Genomic DNA, 17,861 nt, shown 5'->3' with positions numbered 1-17,861 from the left:
TTTTACAAAAATTGCGATTATTCATTGTCAAAATTCAATCATTGAAGGTATAATATATTTATCGGAATGTTTGGAGGAATATTTATGTTAGAATTAATAGAAGAATTAAGGATAGAAATCATGGTAATTTTCTTTTCCATGTTACCTATAGTGGAAGTAAGAGGAGCTATACCTTTAGGTATATCACTAGGTCTAAGCCCAGTACATAGTGCAATTCTTGGTATAATAGGGAATATAATCATAGTTCCATTTTTACTAAAGTTACTTTATCCTATTATGTCTTTCTTTGAAAAAACAGTGATTTTCTCAAAGACCATAGGGTGGATAAAAAGAAGATCTATGAAAAAATCAAGGACCATAAAAAAATATAGTCTTATAGGACTATTTATATTTGTTGCTGTACCAATACCTACTACAGGAGCATGGACAGGCTCTGTTATAGCATCTATGCTGAAGCTTGATTTTAAAAAGTCATTAATGGCCATATCTCTAGGAGTCGTATCATCAGGTCTTATAGTACTAACTATATCTTATGGTATAGTTTCAATATTTTAAATTGTTGACTAGGATTTTTTCCTATGATAAAATGTCATGTAGATAAAAAAATATAGTTCCTTATCAAGAGAGGTGGAGGGTATGGGCCCAATGAAACCCGGCAACCAGTATTTATATACAAGGTGCTAAGTCCCACAGAACTAAGTTCTGAAAGATGAGGTAAAGCAAACGCTAAGACCTTTTCTTTAAAAAGGTCTTTTTTTATGACCTAATCCAGTGAACGAACGTAGTGAGTGAGCTGTAGGTAGGTCAAACGCACCTACGCTGTCCGTTTTGTCTACAATTCGCTACGCTCATTGGACAAAAAGGCAATGAGAACCAAATCTATGCGAGGGTAGCGGGCAAATAGATTTGAGTTTCGAGACTGTGACAAATGACCTAACACAACGAACGCCAGTGAGTAAACAAATTGGTGTTTCGAGACTGCGACAACTGACCTAGTGTAATTCTAGGTCAAATATAACGACAAATTATATAAAATGACCTAATAGTAGGTGAATTTAAATTATAAAGAGGAGGAAAAGAAATGAAGAAATGGTTATTTACTTCTGAATCAGTAACAGAAGGGCATCCAGATAAAATATGTGATCAAATATCAGATTCTATACTTGATTCAATATTAGAAAAAGACCCTAATGCAAGGGTGGCATGTGAAACTACAGTGACTACAGGAATGGTATTAGTAGCAGGTGAAATAACTACAAAATGCTATGTAGATATTCCTAGAATTGCTCGTGACACTATAGAAAAAATAGGATATACTAGAGCAAAGTATGGATTTGATTCAGATACTTGTGCAGTACTTACTTCCATAAATGAGCAATCAGGAGATATTGCCATGGGAGTAGATAAAGCTCTTGAACAAAAGACTAACTCAGAAGATATATTAGACCAAATAGGTGCTGGAGATCAGGGCATGATGTTTGGCTATGCTTGTAATGAAACTAAGGAACTAATGCCATTACCCATATCTTTAGCACATAAACTAGCTAAAAGATTAGCAGATGTAAGAAAAAATGGCACTTTGGAATATCTAAGACCAGATGGAAAGACTCAAGTAACAGTAGAGTATCATAACGATAAACCAGTAAGAATAGAAAATATAGTAGTATCCACTCAACATAGTCCAGATGTATCTTTAGAAACCATAAGAGAAGACATAATAAAATATGTAGTAATGGAAATAATTCCTCATGAATTACTAGATGAGAATACAAAATATTATGTAAATCCAACAGGTAGATTTGTAACAGGTGGACCTATGGGAGATGCAGGATTGACTGGAAGAAAAATAATAGTAGATACCTATGGAGGATATGCAAGACACGGAGGGGGAGCTTTTTCAGGAAAAGATCCTACAAAAGTAGACCGTTCAGCTGCATATGCTGCAAGATATGTGGCGAAAAATATAGTAGCAGCAGGATTAGCAGATAAATGTGAAGTAGGTCTTTCCTACGCCATAGGAGTAGCTAGACCATTATCAATTTATGTGGATACATTTGGTACTGGTAAAGTAACTGATGGAGAAATAGAAGAATTAGTAAGAAAGCACTTTGATTTAAGACCAGCAGCAATTATAAAAGACTTAGACTTAAAAAGACCAATCTATAGTCAAATAGCGGCCTATGGACACTTTGGCAGAGAAGATTTAGATTTACCATGGGAGAAAATAGATAAAGTTGATTTATTGAGAGGATAACCCTCTCAATAAATCTCCAGTGAATAACTAAGAGTGAATAGTGAATAGTGTGTACGACCTGCGGTCTTTACCTAAATAGTTTCAAGTTTACTTGAAACTTCCATAACTATTCACTTTTAACTATTAAATATTAACTAATAAGGGAGGCGAGTATATGTTACTGGAAGGTGTCATTGAAGAAGTTAGATTCAGAAATGAATCCAACGGCTATACAGTTGCAAAACTTAATACATCTGATGGACCAATTATTATAGTAGGTAATACTCCCTTTATTAATTTAGAAGAAACTGTAAAGGTAGAAGGAGAATGGATATATCACCCTACTTATGGAGAACAACTTAGCTTTACAACTTTAGAGGTAGTAGTACCGTCTACCTTAAAGGGAATAGAAAACTATCTTTCCTCTGGACTTATACCTCATATTGGACCAAAGACGGCTAAAAGGATAGTGGAGAAGTTTGGCATGGATTCTTTGGAAATTATCCAATATAATCCAGAAAGACTAAAGGAAATTAGTGGAATAGGGGATAAGAAGCTTGAAGGAATAGTTGAAGCTTATAAAGAACAGAGAGAAGTAAGAGATATAATGGTATTTCTTCAGCAATATGGAATTACAGTAAACTATGGTATCAAAATATATAAAAAATATGGTAAAGACACCATAAATATAATAATGGAAAATCCTTATAAATTATCGGAAGATATATACGGTATAGGATTTAAAACAGCAGACAAAATTGCAGAAAAAATGGGCATAAATAAGGAATCTTTATATAGAATAGAGGCAGGACTAAAGTATGTTATAATGGAATGGGCAGGAAATGGACATTCCTATGTACCTAAAGAAGAATTAATCTTAAATACCAAAGAATTGCTGGAAACAGAAGAAAGTTTAGTAGAAGAAGGTATAAGAAATCTTGGACTGAAGGGAAGTATTCATATAATTAGAGATGGTGAAGATACTCTAATTTATTACACTCCTTTTCATATTGCAGAAAATAATGTAAGTAAAAAATTAGTAGAATTGTCTCAAGTAAAATTAGAAGAACTATCAGTAGATGTAGAAAAGGAAATAAAAAGAATAGAGGAAGAAGAAACTATTCTATTTGCTAAAAAACAAATTTTAGCCATAAAAGAATCCTTAGAAAATGGTCTTGTAGTAATTACAGGTGGACCAGGTACAGGAAAGACTACTACTATAAATGCCATAATAAAAATATCAGAGGACTTAGGACTTTCAGTTATATTGGCAGCTCCCACTGGAAGAGCAGCAAAGAGAATGACAGAAACTACAGGAAAAGAAGCAAAAACAATACATAGATTATTGGAATATTCCTTTATGGAAGAAGAAAGTATGGCCTTTGGAAAAGATGAAGACAATGCCATAGAAGGAGACTTAATTATCATAGATGAATCTTCCATGATAGATATACTGCTTATGAACTCTTTGCTTAAAGCCATAAATCCAGGAACTAGAGTTGTTTTAGTAGGAGATATAGACCAGTTACCATCTGTAGGAGCAGGAAATGTATTAAAGGATATAATAGAATCAGGAGTAGTTAAAGTAGTAAGGTTAGATGAAATCTTCAGACAGTCAGAAGAAAGTATGATAATAGTCAATGCCCATAAAATAAATAAGGGAGAAAACCCAATTCTAAATCAAAAGGATAAAGATTTTTATTTTCTCACAAGAAATACTACTAAGGATATATTAGATACAGTAGTGGAACTCTGTGCTGATAGATTACCTAAATTCTATGGAGTAGATAGTGTAAAAGATATTCAAGTTCTTACTCCAATGAAAAAAGGAGATGTAGGTATAAATTCCTTAAACAAATATTTGCAATCTACCCTAAATCCAGAAAATGACCAAAAATCTGAAAAGGATATAGCTGGAGAACTTTTTAGAGTAGGGGACAAAGTGATGCAAATAAAAAACAATTATACTACTGAATGGAAGATAATGAAAAATGGTATAGAAATAGATACAGGTGAAGGTGTATTTAATGGAGACTTTGGATTTATCATAGATATAGATGAAGAGGATAGAACCATGAAAGTTTTATTTGATGATGAAAAAGAAGTAGAATATGAATTTAACCAATTAGATGAATTGAAACTAGCCTATGCAACAACAGTACATAAATCACAGGGTTCAGAGTTCCCCGTAGTTATAATGCCTATTACCTGGGGTCCTCCAATGCTTCTAACTAGAAATCTATTATATACTGCCATTACAAGGGCAAAAAAACTAGTAGTATTAGTAGGAGAAGAGAAATATTTATCTATGATGATAAAAAATAATAGAATAACAAAAAGATATTCGGCTTTAGATAGGAAAATGAGAAGTTATATTTCTATTTTTATGGAGGAATAGTATGTTATTTGTGAAAAATAATATTTGTCTTTTTTGCAAGGAGAATAATATTGACATAATTGGGTATCTATGTAAAGATTGTTATGAAAGATTAGAAATAGTCCATGGTGAATTAGAACTGGATTTTCCCTATATTAAGAAAACCTACTATTCCTTGGAGTACAATAGGTTCATTAGAGAAATTATAGGAGATTATAAATTTAATGGAAAAAATTATTTATATAAACCCCTTGGACAAATTATGGTGGAAACAATAACAAGAAAAAACATACATAAAGATATAGATATAATAATATATATACCAATTCATAGAAGAAAGGAAGCCATAAGAGGATATAATCAGGCTGAGCTATTGGGAAATTTCATAGGAAAAGAATTAAACATACCTGTGTCTAAAAATAATTTAGTCAAGATAAAATGGACTAAGGAACAATCTCACTTGACTAAAATCAATAGGGCTACAAATCTAAAGGATTCATTTAAAGTGAAGGATATTAATAAAATTAAAAATAAAAAAATACTTCTAGTAGACGATATTATAACTACAGGAGCAACTATGGGAGAATGTTCTAGATTACTTATAAATAGTGGTGTAAAGGAAGTCATAACCGTGGGCATAACTTCAAGTAAAAAAGGAGTGAAAATATGAATGTAAAAAATTGTAGTAGATGTGGAAGAATTTATAACTATGATGGATTTAGAGTGTGTCCTACCTGTAGAAGAGAAGATGAAGCAGATTTTCAAAAGGTAAAGGAGTATTTATATGACAATCCAGGAGCTGATGTTCAGGAAGTTAGTGAAGAAACAGAAGTAGATTCAAGGAAAATCATAGATTTTCTAAGGGCAGGAAGATTGGAAATAGCAGAAGGAAGTGCTCTTATACTAGAGTGTGAAAGCTGTGGTGTAGGCATTAGAACAGGAAGATTCTGTGAAAAATGTACAGTGGGAATGGAAAGGGAACTGGGAGCCATAGTAAATGCAGCAAGACCTAAAACAGACGGTAGAAAAGTAGAAGAAAAATTTAGATTAATAGATAGATATGGAAAAAATAGATAAAAAAACTAAAGTAACACCCCATCTTACCGATAATAATATTGAAAGGGAAGAGGGGTGTTTTTTATGAGAATAAATAAAATGGGTAATGTTTTTAAAGTATATAATGAGAATCATAGTGTTAAGAAAGTCAAAGATAAGAATACTAATGATAAAGATCAAGTAAAATTATCAGAACAAGCTGTAGAATTTCAATACGCTTTGAAAAAGGTAAAAGAAGTGGAAGAAATACGTACAGAAAAAGTAGAAAATATTAAAAAACAAATTCAGACAGGAACATATAAAATAGACGGAAAGAAAATAGCTGAAAAGATAATTGAAGATATTACTTTTGATAAGAAAATATAACGGCTGGTGAGAAAATGACATTTATAGAGGAATTAGAAGAAATATTAAATAAAGAATTAGAAATCTTAGTTGAACTAAAAGATATATCTTTTAAAAAGACAGATATAATCATATCCAATAATGTACAGGAATTAGAAGAAACTTCAAGAATTGAAGAAGTGTTAGTAAATCAAATGGCTCTGCTGGAAGAAGAAAGAGAAAGATTTCTAGATACTTGGGGAGTAGCCAAAGACACTTCTATTTCTTTTGTCATAGAAAAATTTCCAGAAGATAATAAAGTATTGATTAATATTAAAGAAGAAATGAAAAATGTGATGGAAGAATTAAGTGATAGGAACAAGATAAACAATGATTTGATAATGGAGAATTTAGATTGGATTGATTTCAATATAAACTTAATTACCAGCAACCCCACAAGTCCTAATTATGGTAAGAAAGAGATAAAAGAAAACGGAAATAGTATTTTTGATAGGAAGGTGTAGGATATGTCATTTGGTGGATTATATATATCAATATCAGGATTACAAGCTACAAAGACGTCCTTAAACACAGTTTCACATAATATAGCTAATTCAGATAATCCCAATTATGTAAGGCAATCAGCCCTACATAAAGATAATTACTATAGAACAGATGGAAGGTTTCAAACAGGTACAGGAGTCAGTGTAGGAGAAATAAGACAAATAAGAGACGAGTTTTTAGATATAAGATTAAGACGAGAAATATCAAGCTTTGGATACCATTATGCAAAGTCGGGAATTTTAGAAGATGTAGAAGGTGTATTTAATGAAACAACTAATAGTGGTTTACAAAAAACAATGAATGAACTTTGGAGTAATTGGAATGAATTAGGTAAAGAAGCAGAAAGTCTAACTATAAGAGGTTTGGTTCATGAATCAGCAGTAGCTTTTACAGAAACAGTAAACCATATTTCTACTCAACTTAATCATATAAAACAGAGTTTAAACAAAGAAATAGGAAACAAAGTAAATGAAATAAATAATATTTTAAATGGAGTATCTAAGCTAAATAGCAAAATCAAGCTAGTAGAAGGAGAAAACAGTAGAATAAAAGCTAATGACTATAGAGACGAAAGAAATGCCCTACTAGATAGATTAGCACAGCTAATACCAGTTAATATTCATGAAAATAAATTTGGTGAATCAGTAATATCCATGCAGGGAAGAGATTTAGTAAATGGCAGCTATGTAAGCACTATAGATATAAGAAACAATGCTGAGGGTTTAGGAGAAATATACTGGCAAAATACTAATGAAAAAATAGAGTTAAGCTCAGGAGAACTAGCAGGATATATAAATGCTAGGGATGTGTCAGTAGTTAATTATATGGAGAGATTAGATACCTTAGTGAAGGATATAGCAGAAAAAATAAATGAAATTCATAGTAAAGGCTATGATTTAGAAGGAAATGGTGGAGTAGATGGGTCTGGAAATGGTCTTGGAGAACCTTTCTTTATAGGTATAGGTGCTAAAGGAGCAGCAGGTACTATTAAAGTAAATCCAGTTCTTTCAGATTACAATAAAATAGCAGCATCTACAGATCCAGATGGTATAGGAAATGGAGATATAGCAAATGAGATTTATAACTTAAGAGATTTAGAAATCACAGATGGTATGAATCCAGATGAATATTACAGAGATATATTTCTAAGTGTAGGAATAGAAAGGGAAGAGTCAAGAAACATAGTAAACAATCAAGGATTCTTAATTAACTCCATAGACGAAAAAAGAAAAAGCATCTCTGCTGTATCTTTAGACGAAGAAATGACCGATATGATAAAATACCAACATGCCTATACAGCCAATTCGAGAGTAATAAATGCTATTGATGAAATGATAGAAACCGTTGTTAATAGAGTAGGATTAGTGGGGAGATAATTCACTAATCCAAAATTTTTACGAAAGGATTGAGTAAATATGTTTTTTGGATTTAACTCGGCAGTAAGAGGACTTCTTGCATCACAGAGAGCCTTATATACTTTAAATCATAATATAGATAATGCAAATACAAAGGGATATTCTAGACAGAAAATAGAACAAAGAGCAACAAGCCCCTATCTAATACCGGGAACAGGGTTTCTAGGAACTGGTACAGAAGTTTATAATATAGAGAGAATAAGAGACTCATTTGTAGACTTTAAATATTGGAATGAAACAGCTCCAATGGGAGAATGGGAAATCAAGAAAAATGCCTTAACAGAAATAGAAAAATTAATGGGAGAACCATCTAATAGTAGCTTTAGAAAATATATGGATGATTTTTATTCTAGTTTAGATGAAATGAGTAAAAATCCATCAGATGATGCTTTTAGAAAGCCAGTAAAAGAAAATGCTATGGCATTTACAAAACATTTGAATGATACAGCAAAGCGATTACAAAATATGGAAATAGAAACCAAATATAATATAGATATGAATGTAAGAAAGGTAAATAGCCTAAGTGAGCAAATAGCCGTACTAAATAAGCAAATACATTCATCAGAATTAGATGGAAGAAAAGCTAATGATTTAAGAGATAGAAGAGAAGTCTTAGTAGATGAATTGTCAAAACTAGTAAATATAAAGGTAAATGAATCACCAGATGGAAAATATACAGTATCTTTAGGGGGTATCTCCTTAGTAGATCATATATATACTAATAAAATAAGTTATGATGAAAAAGAAGATCCAGGTAAAAGGTTCATTTGGGAAAATGGGGGAAAAGTAAACCTTAGTTCAGGAACACTTAAAGGATTAGCAGATATGTATGAAGGTGATGGAGTAAATAACAGTTATAGAGGAATTCCATACTATATGAAGAAACTAGATGAATTTGCAACAGGATATGCAGAGAAGTTTAATGACCAACATAAAAAGGGATATGACCTAAATGGTAACCCAGGAGAAGATTTCTTTGTAAGCACAGATGGTAATCCAGTAACAGCAGCAACTATAACTGTAAATGAAAAGATATTAGAAGATGTAAATTTTATAGCAGCAGGTAGCGTAGGTGGAGATGCTGAAGACAATACGAACTTATTGGAATTAATAAACCAAAGAGAAGATAAAGAGTTTTTTAGTGGAGGCCTATCTCAAGGAACACCAGATGATTTTATAAAGGCTATAGTATCATCTTTAGCAGTAGATAGTCTTCAAGGAAAAAGAGTATATGGAACACAGGAATTGATGCAGAAAAACATAGAAATGAAACGTAGCTCCATATCTGGAGTAAACTTAGAAGACGAAATGGCAGATATGGTAAGATACCAACATACTTATGTAGCAGCATCAAAAATGATTTCCACAATGGACATGATAATCGATATTACAGTAAATAGACTTGGATTAGTTGGACGTTAGTTAAATTTATAGTTGTGAATTGTGAATAGAGACATAAATGTAACCAAAGGGAGTGACTAGCAAAATGCGTATAACAAACAATATGCTGATTAATAATATGACATATAATCTAAATGGTACATTACAAAGATTAGAAAGACTGCAATATGAAACATCTGTAGGGAAGAAATTTAGAGTGCCATCTGATGACCCAATAGCTGCAAGTAAATCTTTAAAATTTAATACAGATATATCAAAGGTAGAACAATATATTAGAAATTCTAAGGATGCACAGTCTTGGATGAAAGACACAGAATCAGCCTTAAAAGAAATAAAAGCAATACTTCATAGAGCTAACGAACTATCTGTACAAGCAGCCAATGGAACGAATATAGATGATTTAGATAAAATAAAAGATGAAATAGCAGAACTAAAAGGACATTTGATTCAAGTAGGTAATTCCACTTATGCAGGAAGATCATTATTTACAGGTTATAAGACAGATAAGAAATTATTAAATCCAGATGGAACATATAACATAGACTTAGAGAAAGATGCTGTTACTGGTAAGGAAGAAATATTTGAATATAATGTGGGAGTAGCTGAAACAGTTAAAATAAATATTTTAGGTAATAAGGTTTTTGGCAGTGCAACGTATACAACTACTGATCCAGTCTCAGATATTACTGGTGGTCCGGGATATGGAGCTGATATTGCTGATGGGGATACACCTTATCTAATAGCAATATTTTCTCAACTAGAAGATGCACTGGAGAGTAAAGACACAGATAAACTCCAAAAAGCCATAGGAAATATAGAAGGCGCAATGAATAATGTACTATCAGTTACAGCAGAAATAGGGGCAAAGATGAATAGGTTGGAGCTTACGCAGAATAAGTTAGAAGATCAAGTAATAAGCTTGAAAGAGCTGTTATCCTTTAATGAAGATGTAAGTCTGCCAGAAGCATATATGAAATTAGCTATAGAAGAAAATGTATACAGAGCAAGTTTATCAGTTGGTGGAAGAATAATTCAACCAAGCTTAATGGACTTTTTAAGATAATTATATGGCGTACTTACTAAGTACGCCATATTCCATTTTATGGGTACAAATACTTATGGAAGAATCTTGGTAAATATTGTATAATATTCTTTAATAAAACATAGAATATAAAAATATTGATTGCCAATTTTAAATTGGAGGAGTTATAGTTGAAAATACAAAAAGAAAAAATAATTCATTTCCCAGAAGGAATTCCTGCCTTTGAAGAAGAAAAGGAATTTGTAATTATATTAAATCATGACAGTCCTTTCAGTTATTTACAATCAGTGAAAAATGAGAACCTATCATTCATTATCATAAACCCTTTTGAAATATTTAGTGACTATGATATTCTGATTCCAGAAACAGCTAAAAATAGACTCAAAATAGAAAAACAAGAAGATATAATGATATATACTATAGTAGTAATTCCAGAAGATGTGGAAAACACTACAACAAATTTGTTGGGTCCCATAGTCATAAATACAAAAGAAATGTTGGGAAAGCAAGTAATATTAGATGACAAAAGATATAATACAAAGCATTTTATATTTGACAAATACTCCCAAAAGGGGGTAAAATAGTATGCTTATACTTACAAGAAAAAAGGGAGAAGCCTTAATAATAGATAGAAATATAGAAATAAAAATAATGGAAATTGAAGATGGGAAGATAAAATTAGGCATAGAAGCACCTAAAAATATAGAAATTCTTAGAAAAGAAATATATAAAAATGTGGAAGAAGAAAACTTGGCTGCAATAAATAATAAATCTAAGATAGAAGATATAAAAAGGCTTTTAGGTAAATAGAATCTAAACAAAAGAACCTAAGGAGGACAACTATGGATGGTACAGTACAATATTACAATGAACAATCCAATAAATGGAATATATTGATTGTAGACAACGATAACTTTATACATCAGATAATAAAGGAAATGAATAAAGACTTTACCTTTGAAGGAAGAACTGTAAATTTCCATAGTGCATATAATACTAAGGAAGCCATTGAAGTCTTAGAAGATAATAGAGATATTGTACTTGTGTTGCTAGAAGCTTTTTTAGAAAAAGAGGATTCAAGTTTAGATTTAGTAAAATACATTAGAGAAGATATAAAAAATGAAGATATTAGAATACTTCTAATGACTGAGAAAAATATTAATGGACTAGAAGGCAATATAATATTTGATTATGATATAAATGGGTATGAAAAAAAGTCTGAACTTCTCTCTAAAAAAACTAGCGCAGTTATATTATCATCCATAAGATCATTTAGAGATATTAGTCGTATAAAAAGTAATAGAAAATCTATGGAAAGAATAGTATCCTCCATATCAAATTTATACGAAAAAGATGCAATAGGTGATTTTTTAATATCTAGCTTATGCCACCTAAGCGCTTTGATTAATCAATGTAAAGGAATGGGGAAGGAAAACTGTAATATAAATTCCTTTGCAGCAGCAAGGGAAGGGACAAGCAATATATTTAGGATAATAGATGGAAAAGGAAAATATAAAGATTGTATCAACAAGACAATAAGAGAGTCAGTATCAGCTACTGATTTGATGAAAATAAATAAAATATATAATGAGGGAGAGCATGAATTATTTGACAATGTATATATTGCCAGATATAAAAGCACCTCTGGAAGTGAAGCTATTTTACTTGTAGAAAATCAAAGTAAAGATAATTATATAGATATTGAATTATTGGATATATTTTATAAATCTGTATCAGCAACCTTTGATAATTTATGCTTAAACTTAGAAATTGAAGAAACCCAAAAAGAAATATTATATACTTTAGGAGAAGTAACAGAGGCTAGATCAGAAGAAACAGGATCTCATGTAAAGCGAGTATCTAAATATTGTCAGATATTAGCAGAGGAATACGGATTATCTCCAAGGGACATTATGCTACTTACTCATGCTTCTCCTATACATGACATAGGAAAAGTAGCAATACCAGATAATATATTACTAAAGCCTGGGAAACTAACAGGAGAAGAGTTCAATATAATAAAAAGTCATACGACCATAGGCTATAATCTACTAAGAAACTCAAAACGAGAAATCTTAAAGGCAGCCGCCATAGTAGCCCATGAACATCACGAAAGATATGATGGCAAGGGATACCCAAGAGGATTAGTTGGGGAAGAAATACATATATTTGGCAGAATCACAGCCATAGCAGATGTATTCGATGCCCTAGATAGCTCAAGAGTATATAAAAAAGCTTGGGTAATGAACGATATATTAAATTACTTTATAGAAGAAAAAGGCAAACATTTTGACCCTAAATTAGTGGATATATTATTTGAAAACTTAGATAGATTCTTAGAAATAAGAGAGAAATATAGTGATATAACCGAGCAAAGCTCGGAACTGTAAATAATGGGAGAGCTATGCTCTCCTTTTTAGCATTTTCATAAAGGCAATTATTTATAAAAATGTCTGTAATATTGTTGTAATGACAATAATACTTGTATATACTATAGGGTAAATAGAATATATATTCACTATAGTCATTAAGTAGATATATACTTGTTTAAGATTAGATGTTAGAAGAGAGGTGTATATTATGGCAAATCATATTACGAACCTTAATATCGAGGCATATAGAGGAATAAAAAGTTTAGAGATAGAAGATTTAGGTAATATAAATATATTTGTAGGTGATAATAATACTGGAAAGACAAGTGTATTAGAAGCAATTCAATTAATATGTAATCCGAGTGAATACAATTTAATTAGAATAGCAAGACAGAGAGAACGTTATAGGACAAATACTAGGATGGGTCTAAATATTTTAGATTCTATTTTATGTTTATTTAATATTGAGCATTTTAATAAAGAAAGGAATTATTATCATATTAGAATAAAGGGAACAATAAATAATCAAGTAGGAAATATAGATATAAATGGTAGAGTGGTTAATCAATTAATTGATTTAAATGAAGTTGCAAAATATAATGCAATTATAAGGAGTAGATTAAATCGTTCTATTATTGAAACAGAGAAAGAAATACCAACATTTATAGGAAAGATAGATAGCAGTTTCCCCTTAAATCAACTAAGTTTTGTAGATAATAGTATGGGAGAGTTTGAGATTAACGAATATTCTAGAATAATGCAAGTAAAAGACAAACCCTCTATATTAGAAGTCAAATTTATTCAGACAGTAGACCATATAATTGAGGACGCCTTTAGTATGTTGATTAAAGATAAAGATCTTAAAGAAAAATCGGTTGAATTATTAAAAGAATTCGATGAATCAATTACTGATATTAGATATATTAATGATAATGGTAGATTTATTCCTATTATCGAAACTAATGATAAAAACTATTTACCACTTTCTATGTATGGTGATGGTATGAAGAAGTCACTTATTATGTTAAATGCAATTGTGAGTGTTGAAAATGGAGTAGTTTTAATTGATGAATTTGAAACAGCACTTCATACATCCGCTATGAAGCAAGTATTTAAATTTATTTTAGATATATCTAGACAATTAAATGTACAATTGTTTTTAACTACACATAGTATTGAGGCAGTAGATAAGTTATTGGAAAGTGCAGAACAAGATAGACAGGATATAAGAATTGTTAGATTAAAGAAAAAAGATGGAATAACATCTGCAAGAGTACTTAATGGAAATGAAGCATTTCATGATAGAAAAGAATATAATATGGAGCTGAGAATATGAAAAGCTTGATTTTATGTGAAGGTTTTGATGATATGTATATTCTTGGGTATTATCTTCATAAAACAGATGAATGGAATCGTAAAAATGATATAAAAATATCGCAACTGTATGATTTTCCAAAAGTACACTTTAGAAATCAAGGGATTGAAGTATACGAACGAGGAGATGAAATACTTGCGATTTGGTGTGTAGGTGGTAAAGATAGTTTTGAGGAATCCTTTAAATTTCTAAAAAGAATTAATGAAAATCATCCGGAAGAAGGATTTGAAAAGATGTTTATTTTAACTGATAGGGATGATCTCGAAATTAAAGAATGTTTAAAAGTTATAGAATACCAGATGCAAAAATGTGGATTAATTATAAAGGATTTAGAAAATAATCATTGTAATAGATTAGAGTATGAAGTAGAAAATGAAATTTATAAATTAGATATCATGCCAGTAATTATTCCATTTGATCAAACTGGAGCATTAGAGAATGTGCTGATTGAAGCAATTAGGTGTACATGTGAAGAGGATAAATTAATAGTAGAAAAGGCAGAAGAATATGTGGACAAGTTAGCAGAGAGTGATATAATTGATAGCTATTTGAAGAATCCTAGACAAGTTCTTAAATCTAAATTCTCATCTGTCATTTCAATAACCAATCCTGATAGATCTACTGCATTATTCAATAGTCTTCTTATGACACATCCTTGGGAAGAAAAACAAGAAATAGTTAAACACTTCAAGATATTTAATGAAGTATTGAATAAAATTAGTAAGACTTATATGGAATAGTAAGGTAATAGAAATAGATATGAATGAGTTATACGATATTATTATTTTGAAATTCTGTAATTAGTACTGATTTTAAAAGTTAGAATATTTTATTAAGCTACCATAAGGACTGAATCAGGTATTTTATCTGATTTATTCCTTTTAGCATAAAATCTATCTTATGTCTCTAATTATTAATTTATTATTAATTGTTTCATTTTAGTATGATTAAAAACACTAAATTTATTTTTAGATATAAAGATATTGTCAGGATATTCATTGATTATGTTATTAGATATATTATTGTTAAAATATTCTTTTAGATACTTATATTTTTCAAGTACATCTTCTACATCTTCAGTCGAATATTTTTCTAAACTTTTTATTATCATATCTCTAATATTCAGCATATCTTTTATTGTTTTAATATCCAGAAATTTTAACATTTAGACTATATATAAAATTAGATGATTTGTAATTGATTTATCGGTTACAATTATTATACTAAAGAAATTGTTACTAAACAGAAGCATGTAAGATAATAGGACTATTGTTTCAGAGGAATCTAAAATACATCTACATCATAGAGTGGATATATTATTTGAAAATCTAGATGGATTCTTAGAAATAAGAGAGAAATATAGTGATATAACCGAGCAAAGCTCGGAATTGTAAATAATGGGAGAGCTATGCTCTCCTTTTTAGCATTTTCATAGAGGCAATTATTTATAAAAATGTCTGTAATATTGTTGTAATGACAATAATACTTGTATATACTATAGGGTAAATAGAATATATATTTACTATAGTCATTAAATGAATATATATTTATCCAAATTTAATTGTTAGGAGGGTTAGACAATGATTTTAACTCTTAATAATATAGGTAAAATTGAAAAGGCAACAGTCGAATTAAATGGGATTACAATTATTGCTGGTGAGAATAATACGGGTAAAAGTACAGTAGGTAAGACTTTGTTTTGTATTTTCAATAGTTTTTATAAAATTGAAGAACAGATTCAAAGAGAAAGAAAAAATGCAATAAGAAAAGCATTAGATATTATATATAATCCTATTTACAGAGGAGCTAGGATATTAGATATAGAGGAATTAATAGAAAATCTGCTTCAAAATTCAGAGATATATAAATCAGATATAAATCCACTAAAGAATCGATTAAAAGAATATTTAATATATGACGGAGAGATTGATAAATATGTGAATGAAAACTTCTATGACAGTTCTGATTTTGAGAACACTGTAAAAAGAATATTACAAATTATATCTATTCCAGATGAAGAAATTTTAAAAACAGTACTATCACAGAAATTTAATGCAGAGTTTAACAATCAAATTAATAATATTTATTCTGACGATGAAGATGGTATTGTAGAGCTAAAGATTAAAGATACAAATATTGAAATTTTGATACAAGATAATGAGGTAAAAAGTATTTCAAAAAATCTTAGTTTAAATACAGAGGTAATTTATATTGATGATCCATTTGTATTAGATGAAATAAGACCTTCTTTATTCTATTTAAGAACGGAGGGGTATGCTAATCATAGACTCCATTTACAATCAAAACTTAGAGATATAAAAGAAGGATTTGGAATAGAAGATGCTATAAATAAAATTATTGTAACAGATAAGATGATGGATATTACCTCTAAAATAGATGATGTGTGCAGTGGTAAAATGATAAAGTCTTCAAATGGAAAGTTTGTCTATAAAGAAAACAATTTGGATAAGGTATTAGATATAAAAAACATATCAACAGGGCTAAAAACATTTGTTATACTAAAGACCCTACTATTAAATGGCAGTATAGAGGATAACGGAACTATCATTTTAGATGAACCAGAAATCCATTTACACCCAGAATGGCAAATCCTATTTGCAGAAATTATTGTGCTTTTGCAGAAGAAATTTAATATGCATATTCTATTAAACACCCATAGCCCTTATTTTTTACGTGCTATTCAAGTATATTCTGCAAAATATGAGATAGCAGATAAATGTAACTACTATTTAGCTGAAAGCATAGATGATAGAGTTACAATTAAAGATGTGACCACATCTATTGATGAAGTATATGCTAAACTTGCTAAGCCTTTTGAAATATTGGAGATTGCGAGGTATAGTGATGATTGATATATCTAGTCATAGTATTTTTGAAAAAAATAAAAGTAGTCTCAAAGAAACTTCTAAAGACGATGCAGATAAAAGAAATATAAAATATATGACCCATTCAGAATTCGAAGTAATTGATTTTGATGGCGTGAAGAATGACTATATAAAAGGTTTAAAACTAGGTGATACACCGAAATCAAATGATGTTTTGTGTATAATAAATAATGAACTATATTTTATTGAATTTAAAAATGGAAATATGAAAAAGGAAATACACAAAGTAAAGAGAAAGATATTTGATAGTCTATTAATTTTTACTGATATAATAAGTAAAGGTATTTCCCATACAAGAAAAGATCTTAATTATATTTTGGTCTATAACAAGGATTATAGACCAAATCCTACGAAAAAGTTGGACAAGGATGAAGTACAAGAATCAAAAGAACTTGATAAGTTTATAAGCTTAATAAATAAACATGGAAGGCTAGAACCTGATCCATTCGAATTGAGTAAGCAATTTAAAAACTTATATTTTAAAAAGGTTTATACATATACAGCAGAAGAATTTGAAGAAAAGTTTGTAAATGAGATAGAAGAATAGATACTTAGATTTGATATATAAGCTATAAAATATATAGCAGTTATTGAAAATTCAAATGGAAATTGAAAAACTAAGAAATAAAAATGACTATAATATTTTTTTATTGTGGAAGAAGAAGATATTTACCAATAAATTATAAATGCAAAAGTCTTTATAGACATAATTGAAAAATATATATGGAATAATTATAAATAATTTCCCAAAAAACACTAAAGTAATATTTACCACTGCCGATAATAAATGTAAGAA

At 29.9% G+C, this 17,861-nt stretch carries 18 protein-coding genes and 1 riboswitch; of the genes, 17 read left to right on the top strand and 1 reads right to left on the bottom strand.

Annotation, left to right across the window (positions count from 1 at the left end):
• Positions 1 to 84 precede the first annotated feature (84 nt).
• From FYJ83_RS01525 to FYJ83_RS01455, 15 genes are all read left to right on the top strand, one after another.
• A complete protein-coding gene (locus tag FYJ83_RS01525) occupies positions 85 to 555 on the top strand; it encodes a COG2426 family protein (protein ID WP_154438410.1) in 471 nt (156 codons plus the stop codon).
• A gap of 57 nt (positions 556 to 612) precedes the next feature.
• A riboswitch (SAM riboswitch) is annotated at positions 613 to 716 on the top strand.
• A gap of 365 nt (positions 717 to 1,081) precedes the next feature.
• Positions 1,082 to 2,254, top strand: a complete 1,173-nt coding sequence (gene metK / locus FYJ83_RS01520) for a methionine adenosyltransferase (RefSeq protein ID WP_154438408.1) — start codon at positions 1,082 to 1,084, stop codon at positions 2,252 to 2,254.
• Between the two features lie 154 nt (positions 2,255 to 2,408).
• Positions 2,409 to 4,631 carry an SF1B family DNA helicase RecD2 gene (recD2, locus tag FYJ83_RS01515; RefSeq protein WP_154438406.1) on the top strand — a complete coding sequence of 741 codons (2,223 nt, stop codon included), beginning with the start codon at positions 2,409 to 2,411 and terminating at the stop codon, positions 4,629 to 4,631.
• Between the two features lies 1 nt (position 4,632).
• Positions 4,633 to 5,280 carry a ComF family protein gene (locus FYJ83_RS01510; protein WP_154438404.1) on the top strand — a complete coding sequence of 216 codons (648 nt, stop codon included), beginning with the start codon at positions 4,633 to 4,635 and terminating at the stop codon, positions 5,278 to 5,280.
• Positions 5,277 to 5,687 carry a MerR family transcriptional regulator gene (locus FYJ83_RS01505; RefSeq protein WP_154438403.1) on the top strand — a complete coding sequence of 137 codons (411 nt, stop codon included), beginning with the start codon at positions 5,277 to 5,279 and terminating at the stop codon, positions 5,685 to 5,687. The genes FYJ83_RS01510 and FYJ83_RS01505 overlap by 4 nt, the downstream gene beginning before the upstream one ends.
• Before the next feature lie 63 nt (positions 5,688 to 5,750).
• The gene (gene flgM, locus FYJ83_RS01500; RefSeq protein WP_154438401.1) at positions 5,751 to 6,032 is read left to right on the top strand and encodes a flagellar biosynthesis anti-sigma factor FlgM; all 282 of its coding nucleotides are present in this window, start codon (positions 5,751 to 5,753) and stop codon (positions 6,030 to 6,032) included.
• Between the two features lie 14 nt (positions 6,033 to 6,046).
• Complete coding sequence (locus FYJ83_RS01495; protein ID WP_154438399.1) at positions 6,047 to 6,514, top strand: flagellar protein FlgN; 468 nt, start codon at positions 6,047 to 6,049, stop codon at positions 6,512 to 6,514.
• A 3-nt stretch (positions 6,515 to 6,517) separates the two neighbouring features.
• Complete coding sequence (gene flgK, locus FYJ83_RS01490) at positions 6,518 to 7,930, top strand: flagellar hook-associated protein FlgK (protein ID WP_154438397.1); 1,413 nt, start codon at positions 6,518 to 6,520, stop codon at positions 7,928 to 7,930.
• Between the two features lie 39 nt (positions 7,931 to 7,969).
• Entirely contained in the window at positions 7,970 to 9,391 is a 1,422-nt protein-coding gene (gene flgK / locus FYJ83_RS01485) for a flagellar hook-associated protein FlgK (RefSeq protein ID WP_154438395.1), read from the top strand.
• 64 nt (positions 9,392 to 9,455) lie between these two features.
• Positions 9,456 to 10,433: a flagellar hook-associated protein FlgL gene (flgL, locus tag FYJ83_RS01480; RefSeq protein ID WP_154438393.1), complete on the top strand. Its 978-nt coding sequence runs from the start codon at positions 9,456 to 9,458 to the stop codon at positions 10,431 to 10,433.
• Between the two features lie 149 nt (positions 10,434 to 10,582).
• Positions 10,583 to 10,996, top strand: coding sequence for a flagellar assembly protein FliW (fliW, locus tag FYJ83_RS01475; RefSeq protein WP_154438391.1), 414 nt, complete (start codon positions 10,583 to 10,585; stop codon positions 10,994 to 10,996).
• 1 nt (position 10,997) lies between these two features.
• Positions 10,998 to 11,222 (top strand): carbon storage regulator CsrA, encoded by a 225-nt coding sequence (gene csrA / locus FYJ83_RS01470; RefSeq protein ID WP_154438390.1) that lies wholly within the window; start codon positions 10,998 to 11,000, stop codon positions 11,220 to 11,222.
• Between the two features lie 32 nt (positions 11,223 to 11,254).
• Positions 11,255 to 12,802 carry a response regulator gene (locus FYJ83_RS01465; RefSeq protein ID WP_154438388.1) on the top strand — a complete coding sequence of 516 codons (1,548 nt, stop codon included), beginning with the start codon at positions 11,255 to 11,257 and terminating at the stop codon, positions 12,800 to 12,802.
• Positions 12,803 to 12,992: 190 nt separating this feature from the next.
• Positions 12,993 to 14,120, top strand: a complete 1,128-nt coding sequence (locus FYJ83_RS01460; protein ID WP_154438386.1) for an AAA family ATPase — start codon at positions 12,993 to 12,995, stop codon at positions 14,118 to 14,120.
• Entirely contained in the window at positions 14,117 to 14,899 is a 783-nt protein-coding gene (locus tag FYJ83_RS01455) for a DUF3226 domain-containing protein (RefSeq protein ID WP_154438384.1), read from the top strand. Before FYJ83_RS01460 ends, FYJ83_RS01455 begins: the two co-directional genes overlap by 4 nt.
• A 173-nt stretch (positions 14,900 to 15,072) precedes the next feature.
• Here the strand turns inward: FYJ83_RS01455 and FYJ83_RS01450 are convergent, their stop codons facing one another.
• The gene (locus FYJ83_RS01450; RefSeq protein WP_195837880.1) at positions 15,073 to 15,324 is read right to left on the bottom strand and encodes a hypothetical protein; all 252 of its coding nucleotides are present in this window, start codon (positions 15,322 to 15,324) and stop codon (positions 15,073 to 15,075) included.
• Positions 15,325 to 15,739: 415 nt separating this feature from the next.
• Here FYJ83_RS01450 and FYJ83_RS01445 point away from each other — a divergent pair, with 415 nt between their 5' ends.
• Both FYJ83_RS01445 and FYJ83_RS01440 read left to right on the top strand, forming a co-directional pair.
• A complete protein-coding gene (locus tag FYJ83_RS01445; RefSeq protein WP_154438380.1) occupies positions 15,740 to 17,032 on the top strand; it encodes an AAA family ATPase in 1,293 nt (430 codons plus the stop codon).
• Positions 17,025 to 17,612 (top strand): hypothetical protein, encoded by a 588-nt coding sequence (locus tag FYJ83_RS01440; RefSeq protein WP_154438378.1) that lies wholly within the window; start codon positions 17,025 to 17,027, stop codon positions 17,610 to 17,612. The genes FYJ83_RS01445 and FYJ83_RS01440 overlap by 8 nt, the downstream gene beginning before the upstream one ends.
• Positions 17,613 to 17,861 lie beyond the last annotated feature (249 nt).

The organism is Tissierella pigra, from assembly GCF_009695605.1.
Lineage (GTDB): Bacteria > Bacillota > Clostridia > Tissierellales > Tissierellaceae > Tissierella > Tissierella pigra.
The sequence above is the reverse complement of the archived record's forward strand: the minus strand, read 5'-3'. Positions and strand labels throughout refer to the sequence as shown.